Here is a 25,135-nt window from a genome sequence, read left to right as displayed (position 1 = left end):
GGGCCGGATGACGCGCCGAGAGAAACGAGCCGATTTGGGGTGGACCGTGCGTGACGCACGGCGGGTCGGACGCGGTGTCGCGGCATTGACCCTTCTGCTTGGCGTGATCGCGCCGGCCACTGCCCAGGATGCAGCCGTCGAGGCGCCTCCCGCCGAGACCTCGAAAGAACAGGGACCGCCGGACCCCGCCGCCGGTCTGGCGCTCCGGCGCGATAGCACGCGCAGCGAGCTCGAAGCGCTCTCGAGGACGATCACGCTGTCGCGCGAGCGCGCCGAGGCGCTCGAACAAACGATCGCCGAGATCGACAAGAGCAACGAAACGCTGCGCGCGGCAATCGTCGATTCAGCGAGCAAGCGGCGAGGACTCGAGCAGCAGATTGCCGACGGCGAAAAAAAGCTTAATGACCTGCGCGTGAAAGAGGACGTGGTGCGGCTGTCTCTTCGCGCCCGGCGCGGCTTGCTTGCCGAAGTGCTGGCCGCCCTGCAGCGCATGGGGCGAAATCCGCCGCCGGCCATCCTGGTCACGCCGGAGGACGCGCTGGCCTCCGTTCGCAGTGCAATCCTCCTCGGCGCCGTCGTGCCGGAGATACGCGAACAGACCGATAGTCTCGTCGCCGACCTGAAGGCGCTTGCGGACATTCGCAGCGGCATCGGAAAGCAGCGAGAGGAATTGACGGCGGCAATGACGGCCAATGTCGAGGAAGAGCGTCGCATGTCGATGCTGGTGGCCGAAAAGGAAAAGTTGCGACAGCAGAACGCGAACGAACTTGCGGCCGAGCAGCGCAAGGCAGGCGAGCTGGCCTCGCAGGCGACCAACCTCGAGGGCTTGATCTCGTCGCTCGAGAACGAGATCTCCTCCGTACGCGAAGCCGCCGAGGCGGCCCGTGCGCAAGAAGAGGAGCGCCGGCGGATGAACGAGGCAGAACGGGAGGCCGCACGTGAACTCGCCCGCAGCGCGGTGCCCGACAAAAACCGCATTGCGCCCGCATACGTATTTTCGGAGTTGCGGGAAAGGCTTGCCTATCCCGTCGCGGGGGCGCTCCTGCGGCAGTTTGGCGATGCCGACGGCACCGGGCATTCGCTGCAAGGCATCATGCTGGAAACCAATGCAGGCGCACTGGTTACCACGCCGGCGGACGGGTGGATCGTCTACGCCGGAAGTTTCCGCAGCTACGGGCAGATGATCATTCTCAATCCCGGCGATGGGTACCATATCGTTCTGTCGGGAATGGAAAACGTCAGTGTCCGGCCGGGACAGTTCGTCGTGGCAGGGGAGCCGCTGGCTACAATGGGTGCAAAAAGAGTGGCGAGTGCAGCGGCCTTGGCGCTGGAAACAGACAGGCCAACGCTTTACATTGAATTCCGGAAAGACGGAAAACCGGTTGATTCCCGACCGTGGTGGTCCGCAGCAGAGGTTGGAAAGGCGCGAAATGATACGTAGAGCTTCACTTGTTCTGGTCGGGGCGCTGATGGGTGCGACGGCGATGGGCGTCGTCTATTCGGCGACCATTCCGGCCGTGGCTGCCAATTCGTCGACGTACCGCGAACTGGCGATCTTCGGCGATGTTTTCGAGCGCGTGCGGGCGCAATATGTGACGCCCCCGCAGGACGACAAACTGATCGAGAATGCCATCAATGGCATGCTCTCCTCTCTCGATCCGCATTCGAGTTACATGAACTCGACAGACGCCGAGGATATGCGCACTCAGACGCGCGGTGAATTCGGCGGTCTCGGTATCGAAGTCACGATGGAAGACGATCTCGTCAAGGTGACGAGCCCGATCGACGATACGCCTGCTGCGCGCGCCGGCGTGCTTGCCGGCGACTTCATCTCGAAGATCGACGGTCAGGACGTTCGCGGTCTGAAGCTCGAGGAAGCGGTCGACAAGATGCGCGGCGCCGTCGGCACGCCGATCAAGCTGACCATTCTGCGCAAGGGCGCCGAAAAGCCGATCGAACTGACGATCGTGCGCGACGTGATCGCCGTTCGCGCGGTGAAATTCCGCACCGAAGGCGACGTTGGCTACCTGCGTGTCATCTCCTTCACCGAGAAGACCTTCGACGACCTGAAGAAGGGTATCGAGAAGATCAAGTCGGAAGTTCCGGCAGACAAGCTGAAGGGCTTCGTGCTCGACTTGCGCCTCAATCCGGGCGGGCTGCTCGACCAGGCGATCAATGTTTCGGACGCCTTCCTCGAGCGCGGCGAGGTCGTCTCGACCCGCGGCCGCAACCCCGACGAGACCCGTCGCTTCAATGCGACACCGGGCGATCTCGCCGACGGCAAGCCGGTCATCGTGCTCGTCAACGGCGGTTCGGCATCAGCATCGGAAATCGTTGCCGGTGCCCTTCAGGATCTGAAGCGCGCCACCGTCCTCGGCACCCGCTCCTTCGGCAAGGGGTCGGTTCAGACGATCATTCCGCTCGGCGATGCCGGCGCGCTGCGTCTGACGACAGCGCTCTATTACACGCCTTCCGGCAAGTCGATCCAGGGCACTGGCATCACGCCGGACATCAAGGTCGAGCAGCCGTTGCCGCCGGAACTCCTGGGCAAGGTGGAAGCACAGGGCGAATCCGACCTGCGCGGCCATATCCCGGGGCAGAACGAGACGGATGAGGGCTCGGGCTCTGTCGCCTTCGTCCCGCCGGAAGCCAAGGACGATATTCAGCTCAACTACGCGCTCGATCTCCTGCGTGGCAAGAAGACGGATCCGACCTTCCCGGCCAATCCGGAGCAGGCCGAGCTCAAGAAGTAAGGCTGCTGCATGTTTCCTTAAATCAGAGCCGATTTAAGGATGAGAACATGCAGTGGCTCACGGTGCTACAGCGACCTTTTGTGCGTCTGAAAAGACGCATGGCGCTGTAGGAAATTCGTGAACATGGGCGCCGGGCTGTTCAACCCGGCGCCTTTATATTATGCAGCGGTAAAGCAGCGAGGATCCGATGATTCTTCGTGAGCGGCATTCTTCACAGGCAATTTCCTTCACGTCGACCGAGGCTCCGTTTGGGAACCGATCTCAATGCCCCACTTGGCCAGAACCGGAAGGTCAGGCCTGCGCGTCGGCGCGACCTCCGCATCCTCCTCGGCTATTCATTCGTGAGCCTCTGTGCCGTCACCGTCGTCGGGCTTTCCGCATGGAGCGCCTTGTTTCCCGACGACCTCGCCCGTGCGCCCGAGGCACCGGAACTCGCCGGGAAAGGCGCGGTCTCCGCCGGAGAGACATCCGCAACGGCCGGAAGGACTGAGGCCGCAGGAAGACGAAAAAGCCCTCTTCGCCCGGACGCTGCACTTTCCGGTGCTCACGTGGAAGAGGTGCTGACCAATGATGGGGCGACAGTGACGAAGTACACGCCGCGATCGCGCGAGAGCTACGGCCCGGCATTTATCAATGTCGGAGCTGTTCGCGGCCAGGATCCGCGCATGGCGGCGCTGCCGAACGAGGACCTGCTGGAGGATGGCCCGCAGGGCCGGCTGCCTGTCGTCGGTCCTGATGGGCTGAAACCGATGGATCAATACGCGCGCCCCTGGTCCGGCGCACGCGGCACCCGCATCGCGCTCGTCGTCGGCGGCCTCGGCCTCAGCCAGACCGGAACGCAGCGGGCGATCCAAGGTCTTCCGCCGGAGGTGACGCTCGGCCTCGCGGCCGCCGGCAACAGCCTGCAGCGCTGGATGCAGGACGCGAGACGCGACGGCCACGAGATCCTGCTGCAGATACCGATGGAGCCGTTCGACTATCCGGACAATGATCCGGGTCCGCGTGCGCTGCGCGTTTCTCTCAGCGCCACGAAGAACCTCGCCGAACTGCACCGGAGCATGGGCCAGATTACCAACTACACCGGTATCATGAACTATCTCGGCGGACGTTTCCTTTCCGACGCCGACGCGCTTGAGCCGGTGATGCGCGACATCGGCAAGCGCGGACTGCTCTTTCTCGACGACGGTACGTCGGCGCAATCGCTCTCGGGGACACTCGCCGGCGCCTTCGACGTGCCCCACGGTTTTGCCGATCTCATCGTCGACAGCGAACTCAGCCGGAGCGCGATCCTGCGTAAGCTCGACGAGCTCGAGCGCATCGCGAGGCGCAACGGCACGGCGATCGGCGTTGCCTCCGCCTTCGAGGAAAGCGTGGCTGCGATCGCAGAATGGATGCAGGAAGCCGGCGGACGCGGCATCGAATTCGTCGGCGTTTCGGCGCTCGTCAACGATCCGCAACAAAATTGAGGTAAGCGGGGCGAAAGAGGCAGCGTTCCCGCTCGAGCGGTTGCTACTGCATGTCTCTTTGAATCGACTTCGATTCAAGGACAAGACATGCAGCATTTCAGCTACAGCGACCTTTGCGCGTCTGATAAGACGCGCGGCGCTGTAGGCGCTGCGATCGCTATGGCCGTCGCATCGGGTATGCGGGCCGGTAAAGCCCTGCGGGCGGAAAAAGGAAGTCAGTATGAGCAAGGAAAAGAGCAAGGTGGTCAAGGCGGGGGACCTGCCCTACCGGCGCTGCGTCGGCGTCATGGTCCTGAACCGCGAAGGTCTCGTCTGGGCGGGCCACCGGATCGCCGTCGGCAATTCGGAATATGACGGCTCGCCGCAACGCTGGCAGATGCCCCAGGGCGGGATCGACGAGGGCGAGGATCCGCTCAAGGCCGCTTACCGCGAGCTTTACGAGGAGACCGGCATTCACTCTGTCTCACTGCTTGCGGAGGCCCCAAACTGGATCAACTACGATCTGCCGCCGCAATTGATCGGGATCGGCCTTAAAGGCAGATATCGCGGGCAGACACAGCGCTGGTATGCCTTCCGCTTCGAAGGCGACGAAAGCGAAATCGCCATCAATCCACCGCCCGGTGGCCACGATCCGGAATTCGATGCCTGGGAATGGAAGCCGATGCATGAATTGCCGCATTTGATCGTGCCCTTCAAACGCAAGGTGTATGAGGAAGTCGTTGCCGCCTTCTCCCATCTGGTGCGTTGAGGAAATGGGCGATTTTCCGCCCGCGTTTCTCCGCTGATCCTGCTGCCGGAACCTTCTTTCCGCCTGCGGGCGGCGGGCCAGGCGAGGGAGGCGCAGTTCGACCGGTAAAGAAAAAGCGCCGCGCGCCTTTGAAGGGCGCGCGGCGCTTGCGTCAGAGAAAGATCAACGCTTACTCGGCTTCGTTGGCGGGGGCGGCGTTGAGCTGCCCGTACTTCTCCTCGCCGATCGTGTCGAGCAGCTGAAGCTGCGACTCGAGGAAGTTGATATGGCCTTCCTCGTCTGCGAGCAGTTCCTCGAAGAGCTTCATCGAGACATAGTCGCCGGCCGCGTGACAGACATCGCGGGAATTCTTGTAGGCCTTGCGCGCATCATACTCGCCGGCGAGGTCGGCCTTCAGCACTTCCTTGACGTTCTGCCCGATCCGCAGCGGCGCGACCGTCTGCAGGTTTGGATGGCCCTCAAGGAAGATGATGCGGTCGATGAGCTTGTCGGCATGGTGCATTTCCTCGATGGATTCCTCACGCTCTTTTTTTGCAAGCAGCGTGTAACCCCAGTCTTCGAGGAGGCGGTAATGCAGCCAATACTGGTTGACGGCACCGAGTTCGAGAAAGAGCGCTTCGTTAAGCTGCTCGATGACCTTTTTGTCGCCTTTCAAGATCCGCCCTCCGGTTTTCCTCGTGGAATTGTTTTAGGCGGATCATGAAATCAAATATCTCGGCTTCCGTCGAGTCGCGACGGGCGTGATATTCCTCGGTGGTGCGGATGATGATGTCGACGACGTTCGGGAAGCAGCCGCAGCAACGGCCGCGCTTTTCCATCGCGTGATAGACTTTTGCCGGAACGATCAGCTGCCAACAGTCTTCGTCGAGGAGGCTGATGATCGTATCTTCGATCTCTTTTTCAGTGATGAAATTGCAGCTGCAAACCAGCATCTCGTCTTGCCTATCAAACGCAACGCCCTGATTTCTCGCATAAAGCAAAAGAGGATATTTGCCGTCAAGAAAAAACTCCTCCCCGTAAAGTTGAAGGGAATATTAGACTGGTTCTAAACTTGACAAGAATCATCGTATTTTCATTACATTAGCCGATTCTAAGGAGGCGATTTTTCTTCCAGAACTTGCAATTTCGGGCGAGCCGCCTGCGACATTTTTACACAGGAGTAATCGGTACGGCGCAAACCTGCCGGAAACCGAGAAGATACCGATACGGCCTCGTCGAAGCTCAGTGGAAGTTGCGCCCTTTCGGCATGACATCGGCCACGTCGTTTGTCGCTTCCACGTGCTGATTTGGGCGGGCGGGCAAGGCCAGGCGCAATTGTTTAAGCGCTTTCTTTTCGCGGGCGTCGGCCGTCTGCCGCAAGGCCTCGTCCGTACGGTCGTTGGCTCCGAAACGCCGTGCTTCCTTGCGCAAGAGGCCGAGCATGGGCGTTATGTCCTCGACATGCTCCGCGACCACATGGATGACACCGCTTTCGTTCTGTAAGCGACCACGGACCTTCACAAGCCGCGAGCCCATGACCTGCGCCCGGTATTTCTCGAACATTCTTTCCCAGACGATGATGTTGGCGACGCCGGTCTCGTCCTCGATCGTCATGAAGATGACGCCCTTGGCAGAACCCGGACGCTGGCGAACGAGCACAAGGCCGGCGACAGTGACCCTTCGTCCTGTTGCGGTCTGAGCCAGATCGCGATTGGGAACTATGCCCATTCGCGAGAAATCGCCCCGCATGAAGGAAACAGGGTGAGCTTTCAGCGAAAGCGTCAGGTAGCGGTAGTCGTTGATCACATGCTCCCCGGGAAGCATGTCGGGCAGAGTGACTGCGGGTTCGGCCCGCAGATCCGCAGAACCCTCGCCATCGAAAAGCGGCAGGCGCTCGACCGCCGACGCCTCATCCAGGGCCTTCACGGCCCAGAGAGCTCCGCGCCGGTCGAGGCCGATGGAGCGGAAGGCGTCCGCATCCGCAAGGCGCTCCAGAACGGAGCGGGTAAGCCCGGAGCGGATCCAGAGATCGTGGATGGAGCGGTATCCCCTACCCCGGCGCGCAACGAGCGCATCCATATCCTTTTGCCTTAGCCCCTTGACCAGCCTGAAACCGAGCCGGACCGCCTTTTGCGTCTTGATCACATTCTTCATTTCGGCATGACGCGGATGGATCGCCTTCCTGTCGAACGGGCCGCCACCTTCGAGCAAAGCGTCCCAGCTCGAGTGATTGATGTCGACCGGCAGCACCTTGACCCCGTGTTCGCGGGCATCGCGCACGAGCTGTGCGGGTGCATAGAAGCCCATCGGCTGCGAATTCAGGAGTGCTGCGCAGAAGATATCCGGATAATAGGCCTTGAACCAGGACGAGGCATAGACGAGGGAGGCGAAGGAGGCGGCATGGCTTTCGGGAAAACCGTATTCGCCGAAGCCTTCGATCTGCTTGAAGCAGCGCTCGGCAAAATCCTTCTCGTAACCATTCCTGACCATGCCATCGATCATTTTCTGCTTGAACGTATGGATGGTGCCGGTCCGCTTGAAGGTCGCCATGGCGCGGCGCAGGAGATCGGCTTCACTGGGTGAAAAACCGGCGGCCGTGATCGCGATCTGCATCGCCTGCTCCTGAAACAACGGCACGCCGAGCGTCCTTTCCAGGACCGCCTTCAATTCCGGTTTCGGATATTCGACCGGCTCCTGTCTTTCCCGCTGTGCTTCGCGTCGTTTCAGATAGGGATGCACCATGTTGCCCTGGATAGGGCCCGGGCGAACGATCGCGACCTCGATCACCAGATCATACATTTCGCGCGGCTGGAGGCGGGGCAGCATGCTCATCTGCGCGCGGCTTTCGATCTGGAAGACGCCGATCGTATCGGCCCGGCAGATCATGTCGTAAACGCGGTCCTGATGATCCTCGTAGATTTCGGCGAGCGTTTTCGGCTCTCTGTAATGCCCCTCCAGCAGCTTGAAGGCCTTGGCGAGGCAGGTCAGCATGCCGAGTGCCAACACGTCGACCTTGAGGATCTTCAGCTGGTCGAGATCGTCCTTGTCCCATTCGATCATGTAGCGGTCGGGCATGGCCGTGTTCATGATCGGCACCACCTCGTCGAGCCTGTCGCGGGTGATCACGAAGCCGCCGACATGCTGCGACAGGTGCCGCGGAAAGTTCATGAGCAGGCTGGCGTAGCCAAGAACGCGCTTGGTGAGCGGCTCCGACGCATCGAGACCCGCACCCTTCGCCTGCTGCTCCGTGAAGGGCGAGGCTCCCCAGCCCCAGATCGAACTGACGAGAGCGGACTGGACATCCTCCGAAAGACCGAACGCCTTGGCGACTTCGCGCCCGGCGGAGCGCGACCTATAGCTGATGACCGCGGCAGTCAGACCGGCATGCTCCCTGCCGTAGGTTCTATAGATATATTGGATGACCTCTTCGCGACGCTCGTGCTCGAAGTCGACATCGATATCGGGCGGCTCGTCGCGATCGCGCGACAGGAACCGGTCGAATAGGAGCGTGAACTTTTGCGGGTCGACCTCGGTGATGCCGAGACAGAAACAGACCGACGAATTGGCCGCGGACCCCCGCCCCTGACAAAGAATTTTCTCACTGCGGGCAAACTTCACCAGCTTATGGACGGTCAGAAAATAAGGCTCGTATTTCTTGTCGTTGATGAGTTCCAGCTCGTATTCGATCTGCCGCTTCACCTTTTCCGGCACGCCGGCGGGATAACGTTCTTCCGCGCCTTCGTCGACAAGCCGCCTCAAGGTTTGCGCCGGCGTCTCGCCTTTGGTGTTTTCGTCCGGATATTGGTGGCTGAGCTCGTCGAGATTGAAGGCGAGTTGCTTGAAGAATTTGCGCGCATTGTCGATCGCCTCGGGATAATCGCTGAAGAGCCGGGCCATTTCCTTCGGTCCCTTCAGGTGCCTCTCGGCATTCTTCTGAAGAAGGAAGCCGGCGCTCTCGATCGTCACATGTTCCCGAATGGCGGTGACGACATCCGCCAGCGGCCTGTACTGCGGATCGTGATAGAGCGCGTCATTGGTGGCCAGAAGCCGGACACCGCTCTTCCGGGCGAGTGTGGCAAGAACGGCGAAATCATGCCGGTCGAAGCCGTCGTAACGCGGCGTCATTCCGAGATAGAGCCTGTTGCCCGCATGCTGCTGCAATTTCTCCAGGAGCGCTTCTATAGTTTCGGGCGCCGGTCGTCCCTCGCCTTGCATGACGATGAGCGAAAGATCCTCCTGCCACTCCAAAAGATCCGCGAGATAAAGCGTGCAGTCACCCTTCTTCGAGCGCAGGTTTCCGGTGCTGAGCAGGCGGCACAGATGCCCCCACCCCCTCCGGTTTCTCGGATAGGCAAGGATATCCGGCGTGCCGTCGGCAAAAACCAGACGGGCGCCCGGCTGGAAAGGATAGCCCTCCACCTTTGCCTTGGCATGGGCCCGAACGACCCCCGCGACGCTGTTGCGATCGGCGATGCCGAGGCCGGCAAGCCCGACCTTCTTGGCGAAGACGATCATTTCCTCCGCCGGCGCGGCTCCTTCAAGAAAGGAGAAATTCGTGCGCGCGCCAAGCTCGTAGAAGACAGGATCCGCGCTCATGCGAAAACTCCGTGCATGAACCAGCGGGGCGAGGAGGTCTCCCGTCCGTAAAGGCCCTCGCGGAACAGCCAGAAACGGCGGCCTTCCTGATCCTCGACCCGGAAGTAATCGCGCGTGGGATGGTCCTCCCCATCGATCCACCATTCGGCGGCGATCCGCTCCGGCCCCTCGGCGCGGGCGACGCGATACTGGGTCTTGCGCCAGTTGAAGCTGCGCGGCGCGCCCTCGGGTACTTCGGCCGTCGCTTCGACAAGTTCAGGATGCGTGAAAATCCGGAGCGGGCGGTTTTCGGGACAGGCTTTTTCATCGACCGGTCGAGGTTCCATGACCGCCGCGACATCCGTCAAGGGAGCAAATCCGCCGGAGCGTTCCGGCAGATGGCTTTCGGCAAGGGTCGCAAACGTCAGGCAATCCGGCCCGAAGCGCGCACATAGCTTGTCGGCGAAGGCGGCCAGCGGCTGGCTTTCATCGGGAATTCCGGAAAAATCCTCTTGGGCAGGATCGAGCCTTTCGCTTCTAAGGACCGAAAGCCGGAGGATCTCGAAACCATATCCGGCATCAAGGTCATCATGAACCGCCTGCAATCGCTCGCGAAAGAGAGCCGCGATCCGATCGGCATCGTTCAAGGGGACGGCTGCATGCGCCTGAACGCGGAATACCCGGCCATCGATGCGAATGAGGAGAAGCTCAAACAGCCGCCCGCCTTCGCCATGTCGCTCCAGGGAGAGGCGGACATCGTTGGAAAGATGGCGTGCCAGTTCAAGAATGTGCTCTTCTTCCTGAAGCGGCTCGGCAAGCCGGCGTTCGGCGGAAAAACTCGGCACGGGGAGACGAGGTGAGAGAGGCTCGTCCTCGTGGCCTCTCGCCTGATCGAGCCGCAGGAGAAGAGAAGGGCCGAAGCGGCGGGCCAGAGGCGCGCGCGGCGCCTGAAGAAGATCACCGACTTGCTTCAGCCCGACCCGCTCGAGCAGGGCGGTGGTTTCCGCCGGCAGGCGCAACGCGGCGACCGGCAAGGGCGCGAGAACCCTTTCGGCATCCTCGGGCCGGATGACGGCAGCATCGCCATAGCGGGCAACCGCCCAGGAAAGACCGGCAGAGGAGGAGATCACCGCCCGCGCCTCGATGCCGAGCAGGAAGAGGCGCGAAAGCACATCGTCGACAAGCGCCTTCTCGCCGCCGTGAAGATGGGCGCAGCCGGTGATGTCGAGGAACAAGCCATCCGTTCCATCGAGCGCGACCAGCGGCGTATAGCGATCGCACCAGTCGGCAAGCCCCTCCAGAAAGGCCCGATCCGCCGGCGGGTCATCAATGATCACGTCGAGCGACGGGCACATAGCGCGGGCCTCCGCCGCCCCCTGGCCCCGCTTCATACCCACCCGCTCGGCAAGCGTGTCCAGCGCGACGAGCCGCATGGCATTGTCGATCTTGGCGGCAAAAACGACGGGCGGATGATCAGGACGCCCGTGCGAAAGCCAGGAGGCGCCCCATCGAATCCGCGCCACTCGATCGGCCGACAGATGCGGAAAATGGATCGACAGAATTCGCTGGTTGCCCGTCTGCCGGAGGAGCGACGGACTGGTGCTGCTCGATGGGGTAGAAGCGGCGGTCATGGGCATTCCATTCCAGAAAGATATCAGCAGAAGCGTAAGCCCTGCTTTTTTCGACAAGGACGTGAAAGGCTGGATGGCCGATGCTGCCGCAAAGCATCGAACCGTCCGGAAGCGGTCGCTCGCCCGCAAATGCCGGTTTGATCTGAAGCCGGAAGAAGGCACTGCTTGCCTCCTCCTCGCCCGCCTGCCGGAAGACGAGAAGAGGCACTCCGCCCGTCCGGGCCCTTACATGCAGGCGCCTGCTCTCGCTCAAGGCGAGACAGTCGGGATTGCCGCGGATTTCCAGAATGACGGCCGCAAAGACCGGCACCGAAAGAGCCGCTTCGGCAATCCAGAGCGCATCCTTGACCGTGCGTACCGAAACGAACAGGAAACGCTCGATGTCGAGCCCATAGGACTTGAGGCCCGGTGCGTATGGAAGCCCGGCCTCGCGAGAGGCAAGGGTCTGGCTGATCCACAGGATCGGCGCGAGATGCCCCTTCTCCTTCTTCATTCGCTGACAAAGCACCGCAAGCGCCGTCACGAAGCCGGCGGCAGCACCCGCATCGCGCGTTTCGGCATTGCGGATTTCCGTCATGCCTTCGAGCGGCAGTCCGCCGTCGAGCACGTCATCAAGCTCAGGGACGCCAAGGGGCAGGACCTTGTTGCGGGGCGCCTCCCCCCTCTTGCGGCGGAAACCGGCAGGATCGGCCGCCTTGGCTGCACGCACGATTCCCGGCAGCCGGCGGTTTTCAATCTGCGCTATGGTTTCGCGGAGGGAAAGAACGGTTTCCCGCTGCACGGCTTTCTCGGCCATGACGGTCGGCTCCACCAGATGTTCATGTTATGTTCTTATGGATTCCAGAGCCTGCCGCAAGAGTCAACAACCAAGTTTAAGAATTTATTCCTGATCCCTGCCTGAACCGAATTCAACACTCGAAAAACAAAGGCGAAATCGTTATATGAGGGCAACAAGGAGTGCCCATGGCCCGCATTGACCAGACCGATGATTGGCGGGAACGCCACGCACCGACGCTCAGCACATTCGAACTGCTTGCGCTTGAAGCCTATAGCCATCTGCCGGAGGAATTCCGCAAGCTGACGACCGACCTCGTTATCGAAGTCGCCGATTTTCCGAGCGACGACGTCTTCGAAGACATGGCGCTTGAAACGCCTTTCGACCTGCTTGGGCTGTTCGAAGGCCGCGGAATCGGCGAACGCTTCACTATGGAGACCGGCCAGTTTCCGAACCGGATCACGCTCTATCGCCGTCCGATCCTCGACTATTGGGCGGAAAACGAGGAAACGCTGGGCGACATCATCACCCATGTGCTGATCCACGAGATCGGCCACCATTTCGGCCTTTCCGACGACGACATGGAGCGGATCGAGGCAAGCGTGGAACACGTGGGCGGTTAGAGCAACGGTCTTCTGCTGCCCATCATCCGGCCTGCCGGCCACCTTCCCCCGCATGCGGGGAGAAGGTGCTGATGGAGCATTATGGCTTGATCCGCCTGTTGCCTTAAGCACGCTAATCTTCGAGCTTGCGTGCCTCCGACACGAGCATGATCGGAACCCCGTCGCGTATCGGATAAGCGAGGCGCGCCTTTTCGGAAATCAGCTCCTGCGCTTCGGCGTCATAGCTCAGCCGCCCCTTCGTCAGCGGGCAGACGAGCAGTTCGAGGAGTTTCGGATCGACCTTGCTGGCATTGATATCCATGCTTTGCCACTTACTGCAGGATGTTGTCGAGGTCGCCGAAATTGCGGGCAAGCACGATCTCGGTGATCGCGATCAGCGTTTCGGCGCGCGTCTTGAGGTCGGGGGCTTCGAGCAGCGCCTGCTTTTCCGCCGGGCCGTAAGGCGACATCATCGCCATGGAATTGACGAGCGTGCGGTTGCTCGCCCGTTCCACGCTTTCCCAATCCGCTTCCAGCTTGTTGGCATCGAGATAGGCCCTGAAGGCGGCAAGCAGCGCCTCGCGGTCGACAAGGCTCTCGTCGTCCGGGTTTTCGAGGTCGGTTGCGAAGGGACCGATGCGGAAGCGGCGGTAGCCGCGACAACCGGCGACCTCGGCGAAGAGCCGATAGCGGCAGACGCCGGTGAGCGACGTGATGTAGCGCCCGTCGCCCGTTTCCGCGAAGGACGTGATCCGCCCGATGCAGCCGACCTGACAGAGCGCCGGCACGGGCGAGGAGTCGATATCGTTCCGCCCCTCGGAGAAGGAAGGCTGGACAATGCCGATCAGGCGATTGCCGGCGAGCGCGTCATCGAACATCGCAAGATAGCGCGGTTCGAAAATATTGAGCGGGAGCTGCGCGCCGGGAAGCAGGAGGGCGCCCGTCAGCGGAAATACCGGAATAATCTCCGGCAAGTCCTTAGGACCGAGATAGCGCGCATTTCCGACATGCATTCCGTTGGACCTTGCAGATACCGGCTTGCCGCGCCAGGCGCGGGCCACCGCTCAAGAAATGGTGCGTCCCTCGAAAATCTCAAGGGAGAAACACACGGATCCTGCTGCAGTCTTGCCGCTTAAGAGAAAAGAATCGATGAAAGCTTGCGCCGCGCGGCGACTGTCGCCGGATCCTTGGGTCCCCAGACTTCGAAGAAGCCCAGGAGTTCGCGCCGTGCGCCGTCGTCTTCGAAGCTGCGGTCGCGCTTCATGATCAACAGCAGGTGTTCAGCCGCGGCGTCCCTGTCGCCTTCGACATTGCGGATCTTGGCAAGCTTCAGCCGCGCCGCGTGGTCATCCGGATTGAGCGCCAGCTGATGCTCGAGCGCCGTCGGGTCGCCGAGCTTGCGTGCCTCTTCGATCTGGTCGAGCTTCTTCGACACGGCGCCGACGGCCGCGTCCTTTGCGAGCTCCTCCGGCAGTTCCGAAAGCGCCTGGCGCGCCTCGGCAAGCTGTCCGAGCGCGATCATGCATTCGACCATGCCGGCAATGGCGGTGGCATTTTCCGGCTCCGCCTGCAGCACGGCGCCGTAGAGGCCGGCCGCGTTTTCCGCCTCACCGGCATCGAGCAGTGCCTTGGCATCGGTAAGCGCGGCTTCGATCTCAGCCTTGCCGTCGCTCACGGCCGGCCCAGCGATGCGGTCGATGAACTGCCGGATCTGGCTTTCGGGAACGGCGCCCATGAAGCCATCGACCGGGCGTCCGCCGACAAAGGCAATGACGGCGGGGATCGACTGGATGCCGAGTTGGCCGGCGATCGAGGGATGGTCGTCGATGTTCATCTTGACGAGTTTCACCCGGCCGGCAGCCTCGGTCACGACCTTTTCGATCACCGGGGTCAGCTGCTTGCAGGGACCGCACCAGGGAGCCCAGAAGTCGACGAGAACCGGCTGCTGGCGCGAAGCTTCGAGCACGTCACGGGAGAAGGTAGCGGTGGTCGTCTCCTTGATCAGATCGCCCGCGGCTGCCACTTTCGGCGCCGGCTGGCCGCCGAACGAAGCCGAAGCCGTCATCTGGTTGCCGAAGGATCCGGCATAGGGATTGTCGCTACCGCTCATTCTTCTCTCCTCGCGGACTTGTCGTCCGACTTCATGCATTCGCGCCAAAGATCGTATGTCAGGTCGTCACTTTCAAGACAAGCGGCTCATGTCCGGTCGCTTCCATGAAGCGCAGCATGTCCTTCGACGCGATCGAGGTCGTCTGGTCATTCGAAAGCGGATGGCAATTGATCGAGTCGAACGCCATCAGCGCTTCGTCGAGAATGATCTTCACATGGCCGCCGGTGTCGTTGATCGCCCCGAAGGCGGTCACTGCGCCGGGGATGACGCCCAGATATTCCATCAGCTTTTCCGGCTTGCCGAAGGAGACCTTGCTCGCCGCGCCGATGGTCTGATGGACGGTCTTCAGGTCCACCGTCGCGTGCTCCTCGACGGTCAGCAGGAAATAATTGTCCTTCTTATCCTTCACGAACAGGTTCTTTGTATGTCCGCCGGGAATTTCATCGCGCAGCGCCACCGATTCGGCGACGGTGAATACCGGTGCGTGTCGCTTCGTCCTGTGTTCGATACCAAGCTCGTCGAGAAAGCGGAACAGGTCTTCCGCGGTTTTCGGCTGCGCCTCGCTCATGCTCCAGATCCTTCCTGTCGTGGCGATTTTTCGCCCTGCTTTACGGAGAAGAGGCGCGCTCCGCAATCTCAAGGGCGGCGGCGAGCAAAGGAAAACGCGGCATTTCCGGGCTTTTGGCATGATGCCGAAAAAATTCTTCGCATTTGCGTCATTTCCCTGTTGCATTTGAAAAAGGCTTAGGCCATATAGCGCCCGTCGCCGCAAGACGGGGCGGCACCACGGTCCACCGACTACCCCCGGACCGCGGTTGATGAGCGGGTGTAGCTCAGGGGTAGAGCACAACCTTGCCAAGGTTGGGGTCGGGCGTTCGAATCGCCTCACCCGCTCCAGTTTCCCAACCACTTCATTCCTTTTTGATTTTCGACCTGCTATCGCTGGGTCATGCTCGCGCAACCTGCAAATGCACGCTGCTCGGTTCTCCGATTTTGGGCACCCGCTTCCCTCAGCTCTTCATGAAAACATAGTCCGTTTCCTGGCGTAGCGTTTCGCCCGGCCTGAGCACCGCGTTCGGGAAACCCTCGTGGTTGATGGCGTCGGGCCAGATCTGGGTTTCGAGGCAGAAGCCCGCGTAGGGGCCGTAGTGGCGGCCTTCCAGTCCCGGCACCGGCACGTTCAGCTTGACTCCGGTATAGAGCTGTATGCCGGGTTCGGTGGTCAGCACTTCCAGTGAGACGCCGGAATTGATGCTGCGCACCAGCGCCACGGAGCGTTTCTGCATCCGTTCCGGCGAGAGGCAGAAATTGTGGTCGAAAGGGCTGTTCTCGCCTTCCATCTGCCGCCGCATCGGGGTCATTTCGGTCAGGTCGAAGGCGGTGCCGGCGACGGGCCGGATCTCGCCCGTCGGCACCTGCCGCTCGTCCGTCGGCAGATAGTGGTCGGCGGCGATCATGATGTCATGGTCGAGCGCGTCGTCGCCGCCGTCGAGATTGAAGTAGCTGTGCTGGCAGACATTGGCGAGAGTCGGCGCGTCGGCCTCGGTTTCGTAGACGACGTTCAATATGCCGCCCGGCCGCAGCGCGTAGGTGCAGGTGACCGTGCAGTTTCCGGGATAGCCGGCCCGCCCCTCCGGATCAGTGATCCTGAGCGTCACTCGGTCCTCTGCGACGTCGACGATCGTCCAGTTGCGCTTGGCGATATTGTCGCTGCCGCCATGGAGGTGGGTCACGCCCTTTTCGTTGAGCTCGAGTTGATAGGCCTTGCCGTCGAGCGTGAAGCGTCCGCCGCCGATGCGGTTGGCGTTGCGCCCGGGGGTAGCGCCGAAATAGGACGAATGCGCAGGATAGCTGTCGAAATCCTCGAAACCCAAAACCAGAGGCGGCTGATGCCCTTCGAGCCGCAGGTCCTGGATGACCGCGCCCCAGGTAATCACCTTCGCCGTCAGGCCGCCGCCGGCGAGAGTCACGCGGTGGACCGGTTCACCGGAGGCGAGATGCCCGAAGATTTCCGTGCTCGCAGGCATTCCCATCTTATTCTCCCCTCTTGATCAACCAAAATAGCGGCGATCGATTCTGATTGGCAAACCGCATACCTTTTCTTCGGCCCCGCTCCAAGCCGGCGACAACCTGCGTCATTTCCGGCGGCGCGGCAACCCGTAAAGTCATACTTTTCCGCCGCAGGATTCCTTTGGATCCAGGAACAAAATCACGCAGAAATCGAGTGCTCCAGCGACCTTCAGCGCCGCGCGTCAGACGCGCAAAGGCGCCGTAGCACTTTGAAATTGCAGCATGTCCCCTTTCCTTCAGACACGGCAAGCATGCATGTTCGAAAGTGCGCACCGAGCCGTGGGCGATTCAACGCGACAATTCCTTCGTCGCCGCCTGCAGCCCGGCAAGCGTCATCGGGAACATCCGCTCGCCGAAAAGCGCGCGGATCATGGCGATCGATTGGGTGTGGCGCCAATGCTCCTCGGGAACGGGATTGAGCCAGACGGAGCGCGGGAAATGCGCGGTGATCCGCTCAAGCCAGAGCGCGCCGGCCTCGTCGTTCCAGTGTTCGACCGAGCCGCCCGGATGGCTGATCTCGTAGGGGCTCATCGAGGCATCGCCGACGAAGATGGCGCGGTAATCACCGCCGAAGGTGCGCAGCAGTTCGGCCGTGCGGGTGATATCGGCGCGGCGGCGGCGATTGTCCTTCCACAGCCCTTCGTAGACGCAATTGTGGAAGTAGAAATAATCCATGTGCCGGAATTCGCTGCGGACGGCCGAGAAGAGTTCCTCGACGACGCGAATATGGTCGTCCATCGATCCGCCGACATCGAAGAACATCAAGAGCTTGACCGCGTTGCGCCGCTCCGGCCGCGTCACCACATCGAGATAGCCGTGCTCGGCGGTGGAGCGGATCGTGCCCGAAAGGTCGAGCTCCTCTGCAGCGCCCTCACGCACCCAGCGACGGAGCCGCTTCAGCGCCACCTTGATGTTGCGCGTGCCAAGCTCGACCGTGTCGTCATAGTCCTTGAATTCGCGCCGGTCCCAGACCTTGACCGCGCGTCGATGGCGCGAGCCCTCCTGGCCGATCCTCACCCCTTCCGGATTGTAGCCATAGGCGCCGAAAGGCGAGGTGCCGGAGGTACCGATCCATTTCGAGCCGCCCTGGTGACGGCCGCTCTGCTCAGCAAGCCGCTGGCGCAGCGTTTCGATCAGCTTGTCGAAACCACCGAGCGCCTCGACAAGCTTCTTCTCCTCCTCGGTCAGGTATTTCTCGGCGAGCTTTTTCAACCATTCCTCGGGAATGGTCGCTTCGCCAAATGTTTCCGACGGGGAAACCGCATCGAGCCCGGCAAAACAATGCCGGAACACCCTGTCGAACCGGTCGATATGGCGCTCGTCTTTCACGAGCGCAGCACGGGCGAGGAAATAGAAGGCCTCGACGTCGAAGATCGCGATCCCCGTCTCCATTCCTTCGATCAGCGACAGGAATTCCCGGAGCGTCACCGGGATTTTCGCGGCCTTCAATTCGAGGAAGAAGGGGATGAACATCCGGCTTCAGTCTCCCGTGCCGATCTTCTCCAACTCGTAGGGAGTCGTCTGATACATCTCGTTGATCCAGTTGCCGAAGAAGAGATGCGCGTGGCTGCGCCAGCGGTTCTGCGGCGGCAGGCTCGAGTCGTTGTGCGGGAAATAATCGTGCGGCAACTTGATCGGCACGCCGGCATCTACGTCGCGGAAATATTCGTCCGACAAGGAGGTCGAATCATACTCCACGTGGTTGAACATGTAGAGCCGGTTGCCTTTCTTTTCGTGCACGAGGCAGACGCCCATCTCCTTCGATTCCATCAGGATCTCCAGCTCCTGCACGCGGTCGATGTCAGCTCGGCGCACCTCGGTCCAGCGCGAAACCGGAACGGCAAAATCATCTGAAAAACCGTTCAGGTAGACCGAGGACGGTTTCAGGTTCTGGTGACGGTAGACGCCGAATGCTTTTTCCTTGAGCGGATGTTTCGGAACGCCGTGGAAATGGTAGATCGCTGCCATCGCGCCCCAGCAGACGTTCAGCGTCGAATGCACGTTCGTCTCCGTCCAGTCGAAGATGCGCTTCAGCTCCTCCCAATAGGTCACGTCCTCGTATTCGAGCGTCTCGACCGGCGCGCCGGTGATAATGAAGCCGTCGAACTTGCGCCCCTTCACCTCTTCCCAGGTCTCGTAAAAGGCGAGCAAGTGATCCTCGGAGGTGTTCTTCGCCCGGTGGCCGCCGACCCGGACCAGCGACAATTCCACCTGCAGCGGCGAGGCGCCGATCAGCCGCGCCATCTGGATCTCGGTCTTGACCTTGTTCGGCATGAGATTCAGGAGCCCGATCTGAAGCGGGCGGATGTCCTGACGGATCGCCACGGTCTCGGTCATCACCCGCACGCCCTCATGCACGAGGGTTTCGAAGGCGGGTAGCGTATCGGGAATCTTGATGGGCATGGGTCCACTCGATCAATACAAAAAAACCGGCGGCGAAATCATCGCGACCGGTCCTCGGAAATCCGTTCTCCTCGGCCCTTTAGCGATTTCTTTAACGTGGCTGCAAGCCGGCCGGCCAAATCACCACGGATCGTTTGATAACGCGACGCGTGGCGCCCGGTCAACGAAAAACGATTCTACTGCATGTTTCCTTAAATCGTAGCCGATGCAGGCCTCACCCGTCGCGTCGCGTCATGAAGGCCAGCCGCTCGAAGAGATGCGCGTCCTGCTCGTTCTTCAAAAGCGCTCCGTGCAGTTTCGGCAGCATCGATTTCGGATCGGCACGCAGGTCCGCCGGATCGATCTCGTCGGCGACGAGCAGCCTGATCCAGTCGAGCGCTTCGGATGTCGAGGGTTTCTTCTTCAGCCCCGGCACCTCGCGGATGCCGTAGAAGGCGTTGAGCGCCGCCGAAAGCAGCGTCTTGCGGATACCCGGATAGTGCACCTCGACGATGCGGGCGAGCGTTTCGGCGTCGGGGAAGCGAATATAATGGAAGAAGCAGCGGCGCAAAAAGGCGTCCGGCAGTTCCTTCTCGTTGTTGGAGGTGATGATGACGATCGGCCGGTGCCGCGCGTGGATGGTCTCGCCGGTCTCGTAGACATGGAACTCCATCCGGTCGAGTTCCTGCAAGAGGTCGTTCGGGAACTCGATATCCGCCTTGTCGATCTCGTCGATCAGGAGCACGGTCTTCCGCGGCGCCTCGAAGGCCTGCCAGAGCTTGCCTTTGCGGATGTAGTTCTTCACGTCGTTGACGCGGGCATCGCCGAGCTGGCTGTCGCGCAGCCGCGAGACGGCATCATATTCGTAAAGCCCCTGCTGTGCCTTTGTGGTCGACTTGACGTTCCACTCGATGAGCTCGAGGCCGAGGGCGGCGGCGATCTGGCGGGCGAGTTCGGTCTTGCCGGTGCCTGGCTCGCCCTTGACGAGTAGCGGACGCTCCAGCCGGATTGCCGCATTGACGGCGATCATCAGGTCCTTGTCGGCGATGTAGTCGGCGGTGCCTTCGAACTGCATGAGCTTCTCTTCGGTCTACGCTGAACGGCGGCTGGAGAGGACCGACCCTACCCGCGAAACGCCGTGACCTCGATCTCGATCAGCATTTCCGGGCGGATGAGATCGCAGACGATCATCGTCGCCGCCGGGCGGATGTCGCCGAACACCTCGCCGAAGATCGGGAAGACCCGGTCGGCGAAGCCGGCGTCGGTGACATAGTAGTGGTTGCGCACAACGTCCGAAAGCGAGAACCCGGCCTCCTTCAAGGCGCCCTCGATCGTCCTCAGGCAATTGCGCGCCTGTTCCTCCACCGTCTCCGGCATGGCCATGGTGGCATAGTCGTAGCCGGTCGTCCCGGAGACGAAGCACCAGTCCCCTTTGACGACGGCACGCGAGTAGCCTGCCGTCTTCTCGAAAGGGGAACCGGAAGAGATGAGCTTGCGCGTCATGGGCGCTGGCGCTCAGGCCCAGGGGCGCGCTACGGTGTTTTTCTGCTCGAAGCTGTCGATGGCGCTCGCCTTCTCCAGCGTCAGGCCGATGTCGTCGAGACCGTTCAACAGGCAGTGGCGCTTGAAGGCATCGACCTCGAACTTGACTGAGCCGCCGTCCGGACCTGTGATTTCCTGCGCTTCCAGATCGATCGACAGCACGGCATTCGAACCGCGGTTGGCGTCATCCATCAGCTTGTCGAGGTCGGCCTGGCTGACGACGATCGGCAGAATGCCGTTCTTGAAACAGTTGTTATAGAAGATGTCGGCGAACGACGTCGAAATCACGCAGCGGATGCCGAAATCGAGGAGCGCCCAAGGCGCATGTTCGCGCGAGGAGCCACAGCCGAAATTGTCGCCGGCAACCAGGATCTTGGCATTCTGATAGGCCGGCTTGTTGAGCACGAAATCCGGGTTCGGCGTGCCGTCCTCATTGTAACGGGCTTCGGCGAAAAGTCCCTTGCCGAGACCGGTGCGCTTGATCGTCTTCAGGTAATCCTTCGGAATGATCATGTCCGTGTCGATGTTGACAACGGGCAGGGGCGCAGCGACGCCGGTGAGCTTGACGAACTTTTCCATGACTTTGGCCTTCGGTTTCAGCGGAAATGTTGAAGAGCGTTTAGATCAGTTTTGCGCCGAAATGAAGGGAAATCTGCAGCGCCGCGCGTCCAATCGGACGCGCAAAGATCGATGTAGCGCTTTGAATTGCTGCACGTCACAGATCGATGATCGTGCCGCGTCCGTCGTTCCAGATCCGCATTTCGCGTCTTTCGCCGGTCGGGTTCGCTCGGGCGCGCGCATGCTGAGGCTTGCCATTGAGCCTGGCGGCGATGGCGCTGCCGATCGCGACAACGGCGGCGATGCCGGCAAGAGCCACGGCAAGCGAGGCGGTGAAGACGAGGGCTGCCAGCGTGATCGCAATGGCGGCGGCCGTCAGGAGAACAGAGCGGATGCTTTGCATGATGGTCACCTTTCTACCAGCGATGTGGGGGCTGGATGCTCCTCTTGCAAGAGGGAAGCCCTATATCAAATGCTACAGCAATTTTAGCGCGTCCGATTGGACGCACGGCGCTGTAGTCGCTCGTCTTGCGCAAAAATCGAAAGGCGGGCACAACGGGATCATGACAACTCTCGACCATCATCCGGCCCGCCTGCGCCGCTCCGTGCTTTGCGTTCCGGCCGACAATTCCCGTGCGCTGGCAAAGGTCCGGCAGCTTGCCGCCGATGCCGTGATCTTCGACCTGGAGGATGCTGTCGCTCCCGAACACAAGGGCGAAGCCCGCGAAGCGCTTGTCCGGCATCTTTCGAAGAATAGACCGGACTGCGAAGTGGTCATTCGCGTCAATGCACTGGGATCCGGCTTCGGCCAGATGGACCTCACCGCCGCGCTTGCCGCCAGCCCCGACGCGATCCTTTTACCGAAGGTCGAAAGCCCCGCCGATATCCAGGTGGCCGTTGACTGGCTGGCGGAGAACGATGCGCCTGAAAGTCTGCGGCTCTGGGCGATGATCGAAACGCCGCGCGGCCTGCTCAATGTCGCGGCGATCGCCGAGACCGGCCGTACCTTCGGCGGCCGGCTCGATTGCTTCGTCGTCGGGCTGAACGATCTGAGAAAGGAGACGCGCGTTCCCGCGCATGCCGGCCGCACCTATCTCGTGCCCTGGCTTATGCAGGTCCTGCTCACGGCGCGCAGCAGCGGGCTTGACGCCATCGACGCGGTCTTCAACGATTTCCGCGACGCCGACGGTTTCGAGGCCGAATGCCGCCAGGGGCGTGACATGGGCTACGACGGCAAGATGCTCATCCACCCGGCGCAGATCGGTCCGGCGAACGAGCACTTCGGTGTCGATCAGGCGGCGGTCGACGAGGCGCGCGCGATCATCGCGGCATTCGATCTTCCGGAAAACGCCGACAAGGGCGTGATCAATCTCCACGGCCGCATGGTCGAACGGCTGCATCTCGACCAGGCTCTGAAACTCGCCGCCAAGGCGGACATGATCGAGAAACGAAAGGCGAAACCTTGAAACTCTACCGCTTTCTCACAGGCCCCGACGACGCCTCCTTCTGCCACAAGGTGACGGCGGCATTGAATCAGGGATGGGCCCTGCACGGTCCCCCGACCTATGCCTTCAATGCCGACACCCAGCACATGCAGTGCGGCCAAGCGGTGGTCAAGGAAGTGGCAGGCAAGGACTATCACCCGGACATGAAGCTGTCGGAGCAGTAAGAGCAATCGTCGCGTGAATGGCGTCAGCCCTCAGATCGGCTGACCCGAAAGCAGGCGCGGGTCCCCTTCACTCGCGACCCCGGCCGCTTGGCGAATGAAGAAATTCTTGAGCGACGGGAGACGATCGACGATGCCGAGGCCGACATCGCGCGCGATCCTGATCGGCGTGATGTCGTTCGAGAACAGCCGGTTCAGGACATCCGTCGTCACCCCCATGCGGAAGGTATCGAAACGTCGCCAGCTCTGGTAGCGCTCGAGAACCGCGAGCGACCCGATATCGAGGCCCAGACGGTCCGCCTCGACAATCGTTTCCGCGAGCGCCGCCACATCCTTGAAGCCGAGATTGAGTCCCTGCCCGGAAATCGGATGGATACCGTGGGCAGCGTCGCCCGCAAGCGCGAAGCGTGGGGCCACGAAATCGCGGGCGAGCGTCAGCCCAAGCGGAAACGCCCTGCGGCCGCCGACGACCTTGAGGTGGCCGAGCTTGTGACCGAAACGGCGCTCGAGTTCCTCCTCGAAGAGGAAATCGTCGGCCTTGACGAGGCGTTCGGCGTCGAAGGTGCTCTCGGTCCAGACAAGCGACGAACGGTTGTTCTTGAGCGGCAGCGTGGCGAAGGGACCGGCGGGCAGGAAATGCTCCTCGGCCGTGCCCTCGTGCGGACGCTCGTGCTCGACGGTGGTCACGATCCCCGACTGGCCGTAATCGAACTCGACCACCTTGATGCCGGCAGCCTCGCGCAGCTTGGAGCGAACGCCGTCGCAGGCGACCAGAAGCCGCGTCTCGATTGTTTCACCACCGCCGAGCGTGACCACGACCGCGTGCTCGCCGCTCTTGAAGCTCTCGACCATCGTCGATTGTCGGATGGAAACGCCAAGATCGCTGCAGGCGGTGCGCAGCGCGCCGACCATCGCAGTGTTCGGCACCATATGGGCGAAGGGACGTCCGTCGCCACCGTCGCCCTCGAAGGTGAGGAAAACCGGGCGCACCGGATCGGCCGCTTTGGAATCGGTGATCACCATCCTGAGGATCGGTTCGGCTTCGGGCACGATCGCATCCCAGACGCCGAGAACGTCCAGCATCCGCTCGGCCGCCGAGGCGACGGCGGACGCCCGCTCGTCCTTCTTCCAGGCGCCTTCCGGCGCGCCGTCGACGACCGTGACGGCGAGATGGGGTGCTGCTTTCTTCAGCGACACGGCAAGCGACAGGCCGACATAGCCGCCTCCGGCAATCAACACGTCGATCATCCGCTTCTCCCGTCGCACTTGAGCATTTGTCCTATGGCTATATAGATCAATGCCATCGCCGTTCCTACCATCGGAGACAGCCGAAATGTCGCGCCCAGCCGAAACTGCCACGCCCATGGATGCGCTTCTTGCGATACTCGACCTCGAAAAGCTTGAGGAAAACCTGTTCCGCGGCCGAAGCCCCCAGGTAGGCTGGCAGCGGGTCTTCGGTGGACAGGTGATCGGCCAGGCGCTGGTGGCGGCGCAGCGGACCGTCGACGAGGGCCGCTATGTGCACTCGCTGCACGCCTATTTCATGCGACCGGGCGATCCATCGGTCCCGATCATCTACGAAGTCGATCGCATCCGCGACGGTTCCAGCTTTGCCACGCGGTGGGTCGTGGCGATCCAGCATGGCAAGGCGATCTTCTCCATGTCGGCCTCGTTCCAATATGACGAAGACGGTTTCGATCATCAGTTCGAGATGCCGAAAGTGGCCATGCCGGAAACGTTGCCGGGCGAGCGGGAGTTCAGGGAGAAATTTCTCGTCCATGCACCCGAGGCGATCCGCCGGTACTGGGAGCGGCCGCGACCGATCGAGATCCGCCCGGTCTCGCTTGAGCATTATTTCTCGCGCGACAAGCTGCAGCCGACACAGGATGTCTGGGTGAAGGCTGTCGGCACCGTGCCGGACGAGCGTCATCTGCAGGCGGCCGTGCTTGCCTATCTCTCGGACATGACCCTGCTCGACACCTCTCTTTATGCCCACGGCACCTCGGTCTTCGACCGCAACCTGCAGGTCGCGAGTCTCGACCATGCCATGTGGTTCCACCGCCCCTCGAAGATGGATGACTGGCTGCTTTATACCCAGGACAGCCCGAGTGCACATGGCGCCCGCGGCATGACCCGCGGCAGCCTGTTCGACCGCTCAGGGGTGCTGATTGCCTCCGTGGCGCAGGAAGGATTGATCCGCAAAAAGGCAACTGAATAATAATTGAGCATTTTTCAATTTCTGCCTATTTTTTACGCTGAAGATCTGGTGATTTTTTAG

At 61.5% G+C, this 25,135-nt stretch carries 25 protein-coding genes, 1 tRNA gene and 1 riboswitch; of the genes, 9 read left to right on the top strand and 17 right to left on the bottom strand.

Annotated features, from left to right (window positions below):
• The first annotated feature begins 7 nt into the window (after nucleotides 1-7).
• From ILFOPFJJ_RS01205 to ILFOPFJJ_RS01190, 4 genes are all read left to right on the top strand, one after another.
• Nucleotides 8-1,441, top strand: coding sequence for a murein hydrolase activator EnvC family protein (locus ILFOPFJJ_RS01205; RefSeq protein WP_173508765.1), 1,434 nt, complete (start codon nucleotides 8-10; stop codon nucleotides 1,439-1,441).
• On the top strand, nucleotides 1,431-2,753 hold the full coding sequence (locus ILFOPFJJ_RS01200) for a S41 family peptidase (RefSeq protein WP_173508764.1): 1,323 nt from the start codon (nucleotides 1,431-1,433) through the stop codon (nucleotides 2,751-2,753). Before ILFOPFJJ_RS01205 ends, ILFOPFJJ_RS01200 begins: the two co-directional genes overlap by 11 nt.
• Before the next feature lie 248 nt (nucleotides 2,754-3,001).
• Nucleotides 3,002-4,219: a divergent polysaccharide deacetylase family protein gene (locus tag ILFOPFJJ_RS01195; RefSeq protein ID WP_173508763.1), complete on the top strand. Its 1,218-nt coding sequence runs from the start codon at nucleotides 3,002-3,004 to the stop codon at nucleotides 4,217-4,219.
• 220 nt (nucleotides 4,220-4,439) lie between these two features.
• On the top strand, nucleotides 4,440-4,967 hold the full coding sequence (locus ILFOPFJJ_RS01190; protein WP_173508762.1) for an RNA pyrophosphohydrolase: 528 nt from the start codon (nucleotides 4,440-4,442) through the stop codon (nucleotides 4,965-4,967).
• Nucleotides 4,968-5,136: 169 nt separating this feature from the next.
• On the opposite strand, the gene bfr is transcribed toward ILFOPFJJ_RS01190, so the two are convergent.
• The 5 genes from bfr to ILFOPFJJ_RS34895 form a co-directional block, all read right to left on the bottom strand.
• Nucleotides 5,137-5,622 carry a bacterioferritin gene (gene bfr / locus ILFOPFJJ_RS01185; RefSeq protein ID WP_173508761.1) on the bottom strand — a complete coding sequence of 162 codons (486 nt, stop codon included), beginning with the start codon at nucleotides 5,620-5,622 and terminating at the stop codon, nucleotides 5,137-5,139.
• The gene (locus ILFOPFJJ_RS01180; protein WP_173510117.1) at nucleotides 5,588-5,899 is read right to left on the bottom strand and encodes a (2Fe-2S)-binding protein; all 312 of its coding nucleotides are present in this window, start codon (nucleotides 5,897-5,899) and stop codon (nucleotides 5,588-5,590) included. Before ILFOPFJJ_RS01180 ends, bfr begins: the two co-directional genes overlap by 35 nt.
• Nucleotides 5,900-6,188: 289 nt before the next feature.
• Nucleotides 6,189-9,542 carry an error-prone DNA polymerase gene (locus ILFOPFJJ_RS01175; RefSeq protein WP_173508760.1) on the bottom strand — a complete coding sequence of 1,118 codons (3,354 nt, stop codon included), beginning with the start codon at nucleotides 9,540-9,542 and terminating at the stop codon, nucleotides 6,189-6,191.
• Complete coding sequence (locus ILFOPFJJ_RS01170) at nucleotides 9,539-11,044, bottom strand: DUF6504 family protein (protein WP_312032676.1); 1,506 nt, start codon at nucleotides 11,042-11,044, stop codon at nucleotides 9,539-9,541. The genes ILFOPFJJ_RS01175 and ILFOPFJJ_RS01170 overlap by 4 nt, the downstream gene beginning before the upstream one ends.
• Nucleotides 10,995-11,948 carry an ImuA family protein gene (locus tag ILFOPFJJ_RS34895; RefSeq protein WP_246299437.1) on the bottom strand — a complete coding sequence of 318 codons (954 nt, stop codon included), beginning with the start codon at nucleotides 11,946-11,948 and terminating at the stop codon, nucleotides 10,995-10,997. Before ILFOPFJJ_RS34895 ends, ILFOPFJJ_RS01170 begins: the two co-directional genes overlap by 50 nt.
• A 167-nt stretch (nucleotides 11,949-12,115) precedes the next feature.
• Between ILFOPFJJ_RS34895 and ILFOPFJJ_RS01165 the strand changes: the two genes are divergently transcribed.
• Entirely contained in the window at nucleotides 12,116-12,550 is a 435-nt protein-coding gene (locus tag ILFOPFJJ_RS01165) for a metallopeptidase family protein (RefSeq protein WP_173508758.1), read from the top strand.
• A 112-nt stretch (nucleotides 12,551-12,662) separates the two neighbouring features.
• Here ILFOPFJJ_RS01165 and ILFOPFJJ_RS01160 read toward each other — a convergent pair whose 3' ends face one another.
• The 4 genes from ILFOPFJJ_RS01160 to ILFOPFJJ_RS01145 all read right to left on the bottom strand — a co-directional run bounded on the left by ILFOPFJJ_RS01160 (nucleotide 12,663) and on the right by ILFOPFJJ_RS01145 (nucleotide 15,207).
• Nucleotides 12,663-12,851: a Trm112 family protein gene (locus tag ILFOPFJJ_RS01160; protein ID WP_136505413.1), complete on the bottom strand. Its 189-nt coding sequence runs from the start codon at nucleotides 12,849-12,851 to the stop codon at nucleotides 12,663-12,665.
• 10 nt (nucleotides 12,852-12,861) lie between these two features.
• Nucleotides 12,862-13,542 carry an LON peptidase substrate-binding domain-containing protein gene (locus ILFOPFJJ_RS01155; RefSeq protein ID WP_173508757.1) on the bottom strand — a complete coding sequence of 227 codons (681 nt, stop codon included), beginning with the start codon at nucleotides 13,540-13,542 and terminating at the stop codon, nucleotides 12,862-12,864.
• A gap of 119 nt (nucleotides 13,543-13,661) precedes the next feature.
• Nucleotides 13,662-14,639, bottom strand: a complete 978-nt coding sequence (gene trxA, locus ILFOPFJJ_RS01150) for a thioredoxin (RefSeq protein ID WP_173508756.1) — start codon at nucleotides 14,637-14,639, stop codon at nucleotides 13,662-13,664.
• Nucleotides 14,640-14,697: 58 nt separating this feature from the next.
• Nucleotides 14,698-15,207 carry a prolyl-tRNA synthetase associated domain-containing protein gene (locus tag ILFOPFJJ_RS01145; protein ID WP_173508755.1) on the bottom strand — a complete coding sequence of 170 codons (510 nt, stop codon included), beginning with the start codon at nucleotides 15,205-15,207 and terminating at the stop codon, nucleotides 14,698-14,700.
• A gap of 254 nt (nucleotides 15,208-15,461) precedes the next feature.
• Between ILFOPFJJ_RS01145 and ILFOPFJJ_RS01140 the strand changes: the two genes are divergently transcribed.
• A tRNA-Gly gene (locus ILFOPFJJ_RS01140) sits at nucleotides 15,462-15,536 on the top strand.
• 113 nt (nucleotides 15,537-15,649) lie between these two features.
• Here ILFOPFJJ_RS01140 and ILFOPFJJ_RS01135 read toward each other — a convergent pair.
• From ILFOPFJJ_RS01135 to ILFOPFJJ_RS01105, 7 genes are all read right to left on the bottom strand, one after another.
• The gene (locus tag ILFOPFJJ_RS01135; RefSeq protein ID WP_173510116.1) at nucleotides 15,650-16,666 is read right to left on the bottom strand and encodes an aldose epimerase family protein; all 1,017 of its coding nucleotides are present in this window, start codon (nucleotides 16,664-16,666) and stop codon (nucleotides 15,650-15,652) included.
• A 331-nt stretch (nucleotides 16,667-16,997) separates the two neighbouring features.
• The gene (locus ILFOPFJJ_RS01130; protein ID WP_173508754.1) at nucleotides 16,998-18,182 is read right to left on the bottom strand and encodes a vWA domain-containing protein; all 1,185 of its coding nucleotides are present in this window, start codon (nucleotides 18,180-18,182) and stop codon (nucleotides 16,998-17,000) included.
• 6 nt (nucleotides 18,183-18,188) lie between these two features.
• Nucleotides 18,189-19,112, bottom strand: a complete 924-nt coding sequence (metA, locus tag ILFOPFJJ_RS01125; protein WP_173508753.1) for a homoserine O-acetyltransferase MetA — start codon at nucleotides 19,110-19,112, stop codon at nucleotides 18,189-18,191.
• 59 nt (nucleotides 19,113-19,171) lie between these two features.
• A riboswitch (SAM riboswitch) is annotated at nucleotides 19,172-19,249 on the bottom strand.
• 77 nt (nucleotides 19,250-19,326) lie between these two features.
• Complete coding sequence (locus tag ILFOPFJJ_RS01120) at nucleotides 19,327-20,166, bottom strand: AAA family ATPase (RefSeq protein WP_173508752.1); 840 nt, start codon at nucleotides 20,164-20,166, stop codon at nucleotides 19,327-19,329.
• A gap of 47 nt (nucleotides 20,167-20,213) precedes the next feature.
• Nucleotides 20,214-20,594, bottom strand: a complete 381-nt coding sequence (locus ILFOPFJJ_RS01115; protein ID WP_173508751.1) for a RidA family protein — start codon at nucleotides 20,592-20,594, stop codon at nucleotides 20,214-20,216.
• 12 nt (nucleotides 20,595-20,606) lie between these two features.
• The gene (leuD, locus tag ILFOPFJJ_RS01110; RefSeq protein ID WP_173508750.1) at nucleotides 20,607-21,212 is read right to left on the bottom strand and encodes a 3-isopropylmalate dehydratase small subunit; all 606 of its coding nucleotides are present in this window, start codon (nucleotides 21,210-21,212) and stop codon (nucleotides 20,607-20,609) included.
• Nucleotides 21,213-21,348: 136 nt separating this feature from the next.
• Nucleotides 21,349-21,594, bottom strand: a complete 246-nt coding sequence (locus ILFOPFJJ_RS01105) for a hypothetical protein (protein ID WP_173508749.1) — start codon at nucleotides 21,592-21,594, stop codon at nucleotides 21,349-21,351.
• A 160-nt stretch (nucleotides 21,595-21,754) separates the two neighbouring features.
• On the opposite strand from ILFOPFJJ_RS01105, the gene ILFOPFJJ_RS01100 reads away from it, so the two are divergent.
• Both ILFOPFJJ_RS01100 and ILFOPFJJ_RS01095 read left to right on the top strand, forming a co-directional pair.
• Nucleotides 21,755-22,657: an HpcH/HpaI aldolase/citrate lyase family protein gene (locus tag ILFOPFJJ_RS01100; protein ID WP_173508748.1), complete on the top strand. Its 903-nt coding sequence runs from the start codon at nucleotides 21,755-21,757 to the stop codon at nucleotides 22,655-22,657.
• Nucleotides 22,654-22,860, top strand: a complete 207-nt coding sequence (locus ILFOPFJJ_RS01095) for a DUF1737 domain-containing protein (protein WP_173508747.1) — start codon at nucleotides 22,654-22,656, stop codon at nucleotides 22,858-22,860. Before ILFOPFJJ_RS01100 ends, ILFOPFJJ_RS01095 begins: the two co-directional genes overlap by 4 nt.
• Nucleotides 22,861-22,890: 30 nt before the next feature.
• On the opposite strand, the gene ILFOPFJJ_RS01090 is transcribed toward ILFOPFJJ_RS01095, so the two are convergent.
• Nucleotides 22,891-24,105, bottom strand: coding sequence for a ubiquinone biosynthesis hydroxylase (locus ILFOPFJJ_RS01090; protein ID WP_246299436.1), 1,215 nt, complete (start codon nucleotides 24,103-24,105; stop codon nucleotides 22,891-22,893).
• An 85-nt stretch (nucleotides 24,106-24,190) separates the two neighbouring features.
• Between ILFOPFJJ_RS01090 and tesB the strand changes: the two genes are divergently transcribed.
• Nucleotides 24,191-25,075, top strand: coding sequence for an acyl-CoA thioesterase II (gene tesB, locus ILFOPFJJ_RS01085; protein WP_173508745.1), 885 nt, complete (start codon nucleotides 24,191-24,193; stop codon nucleotides 25,073-25,075).
• Nucleotides 25,076-25,135: the final 60 nt, after the last annotated feature.

Origin of the sequence: Sinorhizobium psoraleae (assembly GCF_013283645.1) — a bacterium.
Taxonomy (GTDB): Bacteria; Pseudomonadota; Alphaproteobacteria; order Rhizobiales; family Rhizobiaceae; genus Sinorhizobium; species Sinorhizobium psoraleae.
Note: the sequence above shows the minus strand (reverse complement) of the source record. Positions and strands in the feature narration are given on the sequence as shown.

Bases quoted from the DNA above. Each gene is read 5' to 3' on its own strand.
- ILFOPFJJ_RS01135 (WP_173510116.1), bottom strand. From the start codon at position 16,666: ATGCCTGCGAGCACGGAAATCTTCGGGCATCTCGCCTCCGGTGAACCG.
- tesB (WP_173508745.1), top strand. From the start codon at position 24,191: ATGTCGCGCCCAGCCGAAACTGCCACGCCCATGGATGCGCTTCTTGCG.
- ILFOPFJJ_RS01145 (WP_173508755.1), bottom strand. From the start codon at position 15,207: ATGAGCGAGGCGCAGCCGAAAACCGCGGAAGACCTGTTCCGCTTTCTC.
- ILFOPFJJ_RS01090 (WP_246299436.1), bottom strand. From the start codon at position 24,105: ATGATCGACGTGTTGATTGCCGGAGGCGGCTATGTCGGCCTGTCGCTT.
- ILFOPFJJ_RS01100 (WP_173508748.1), top strand. From the start codon at position 21,755: ATGACAACTCTCGACCATCATCCGGCCCGCCTGCGCCGCTCCGTGCTT.
- ILFOPFJJ_RS01180 (WP_173510117.1), bottom strand. From the start codon at position 5,899: ATGCTGGTTTGCAGCTGCAATTTCATCACTGAAAAAGAGATCGAAGAT.
- ILFOPFJJ_RS01120 (WP_173508752.1), bottom strand. From the start codon at position 20,166: ATGCAGTTCGAAGGCACCGCCGACTACATCGCCGACAAGGACCTGATG.
- ILFOPFJJ_RS01155 (WP_173508757.1), bottom strand. From the start codon at position 13,542: ATGCATGTCGGAAATGCGCGCTATCTCGGTCCTAAGGACTTGCCGGAG.
- metA (WP_173508753.1), bottom strand. From the start codon at position 19,112: ATGCCCATCAAGATTCCCGATACGCTACCCGCCTTCGAAACCCTCGTG.
- leuD (WP_173508750.1), bottom strand. From the start codon at position 21,212: ATGGAAAAGTTCGTCAAGCTCACCGGCGTCGCTGCGCCCCTGCCCGTT.
- ILFOPFJJ_RS01200 (WP_173508764.1), top strand. From the start codon at position 1,431: ATGATACGTAGAGCTTCACTTGTTCTGGTCGGGGCGCTGATGGGTGCG.
- ILFOPFJJ_RS01165 (WP_173508758.1), top strand. From the start codon at position 12,116: ATGGCCCGCATTGACCAGACCGATGATTGGCGGGAACGCCACGCACCG.
- ILFOPFJJ_RS01205 (WP_173508765.1), top strand. From the start codon at position 8: ATGACGCGCCGAGAGAAACGAGCCGATTTGGGGTGGACCGTGCGTGAC.
- ILFOPFJJ_RS01105 (WP_173508749.1), bottom strand. From the start codon at position 21,594: ATGCAAAGCATCCGCTCTGTTCTCCTGACGGCCGCCGCCATTGCGATC.
- ILFOPFJJ_RS34895 (WP_246299437.1), bottom strand. From the start codon at position 11,948: ATGGCCGAGAAAGCCGTGCAGCGGGAAACCGTTCTTTCCCTCCGCGAA.
- ILFOPFJJ_RS01130 (WP_173508754.1), bottom strand. From the start codon at position 18,182: ATGTTCATCCCCTTCTTCCTCGAATTGAAGGCCGCGAAAATCCCGGTG.
- ILFOPFJJ_RS01175 (WP_173508760.1), bottom strand. From the start codon at position 9,542: ATGAGCGCGGATCCTGTCTTCTACGAGCTTGGCGCGCGCACGAATTTC.
- ILFOPFJJ_RS01115 (WP_173508751.1), bottom strand. From the start codon at position 20,594: ATGACGCGCAAGCTCATCTCTTCCGGTTCCCCTTTCGAGAAGACGGCA.
- ILFOPFJJ_RS01190 (WP_173508762.1), top strand. From the start codon at position 4,440: ATGAGCAAGGAAAAGAGCAAGGTGGTCAAGGCGGGGGACCTGCCCTAC.
- trxA (WP_173508756.1), bottom strand. From the start codon at position 14,639: ATGAGCGGTAGCGACAATCCCTATGCCGGATCCTTCGGCAACCAGATG.
- ILFOPFJJ_RS01160 (WP_136505413.1), bottom strand. From the start codon at position 12,851: ATGGATATCAATGCCAGCAAGGTCGATCCGAAACTCCTCGAACTGCTC.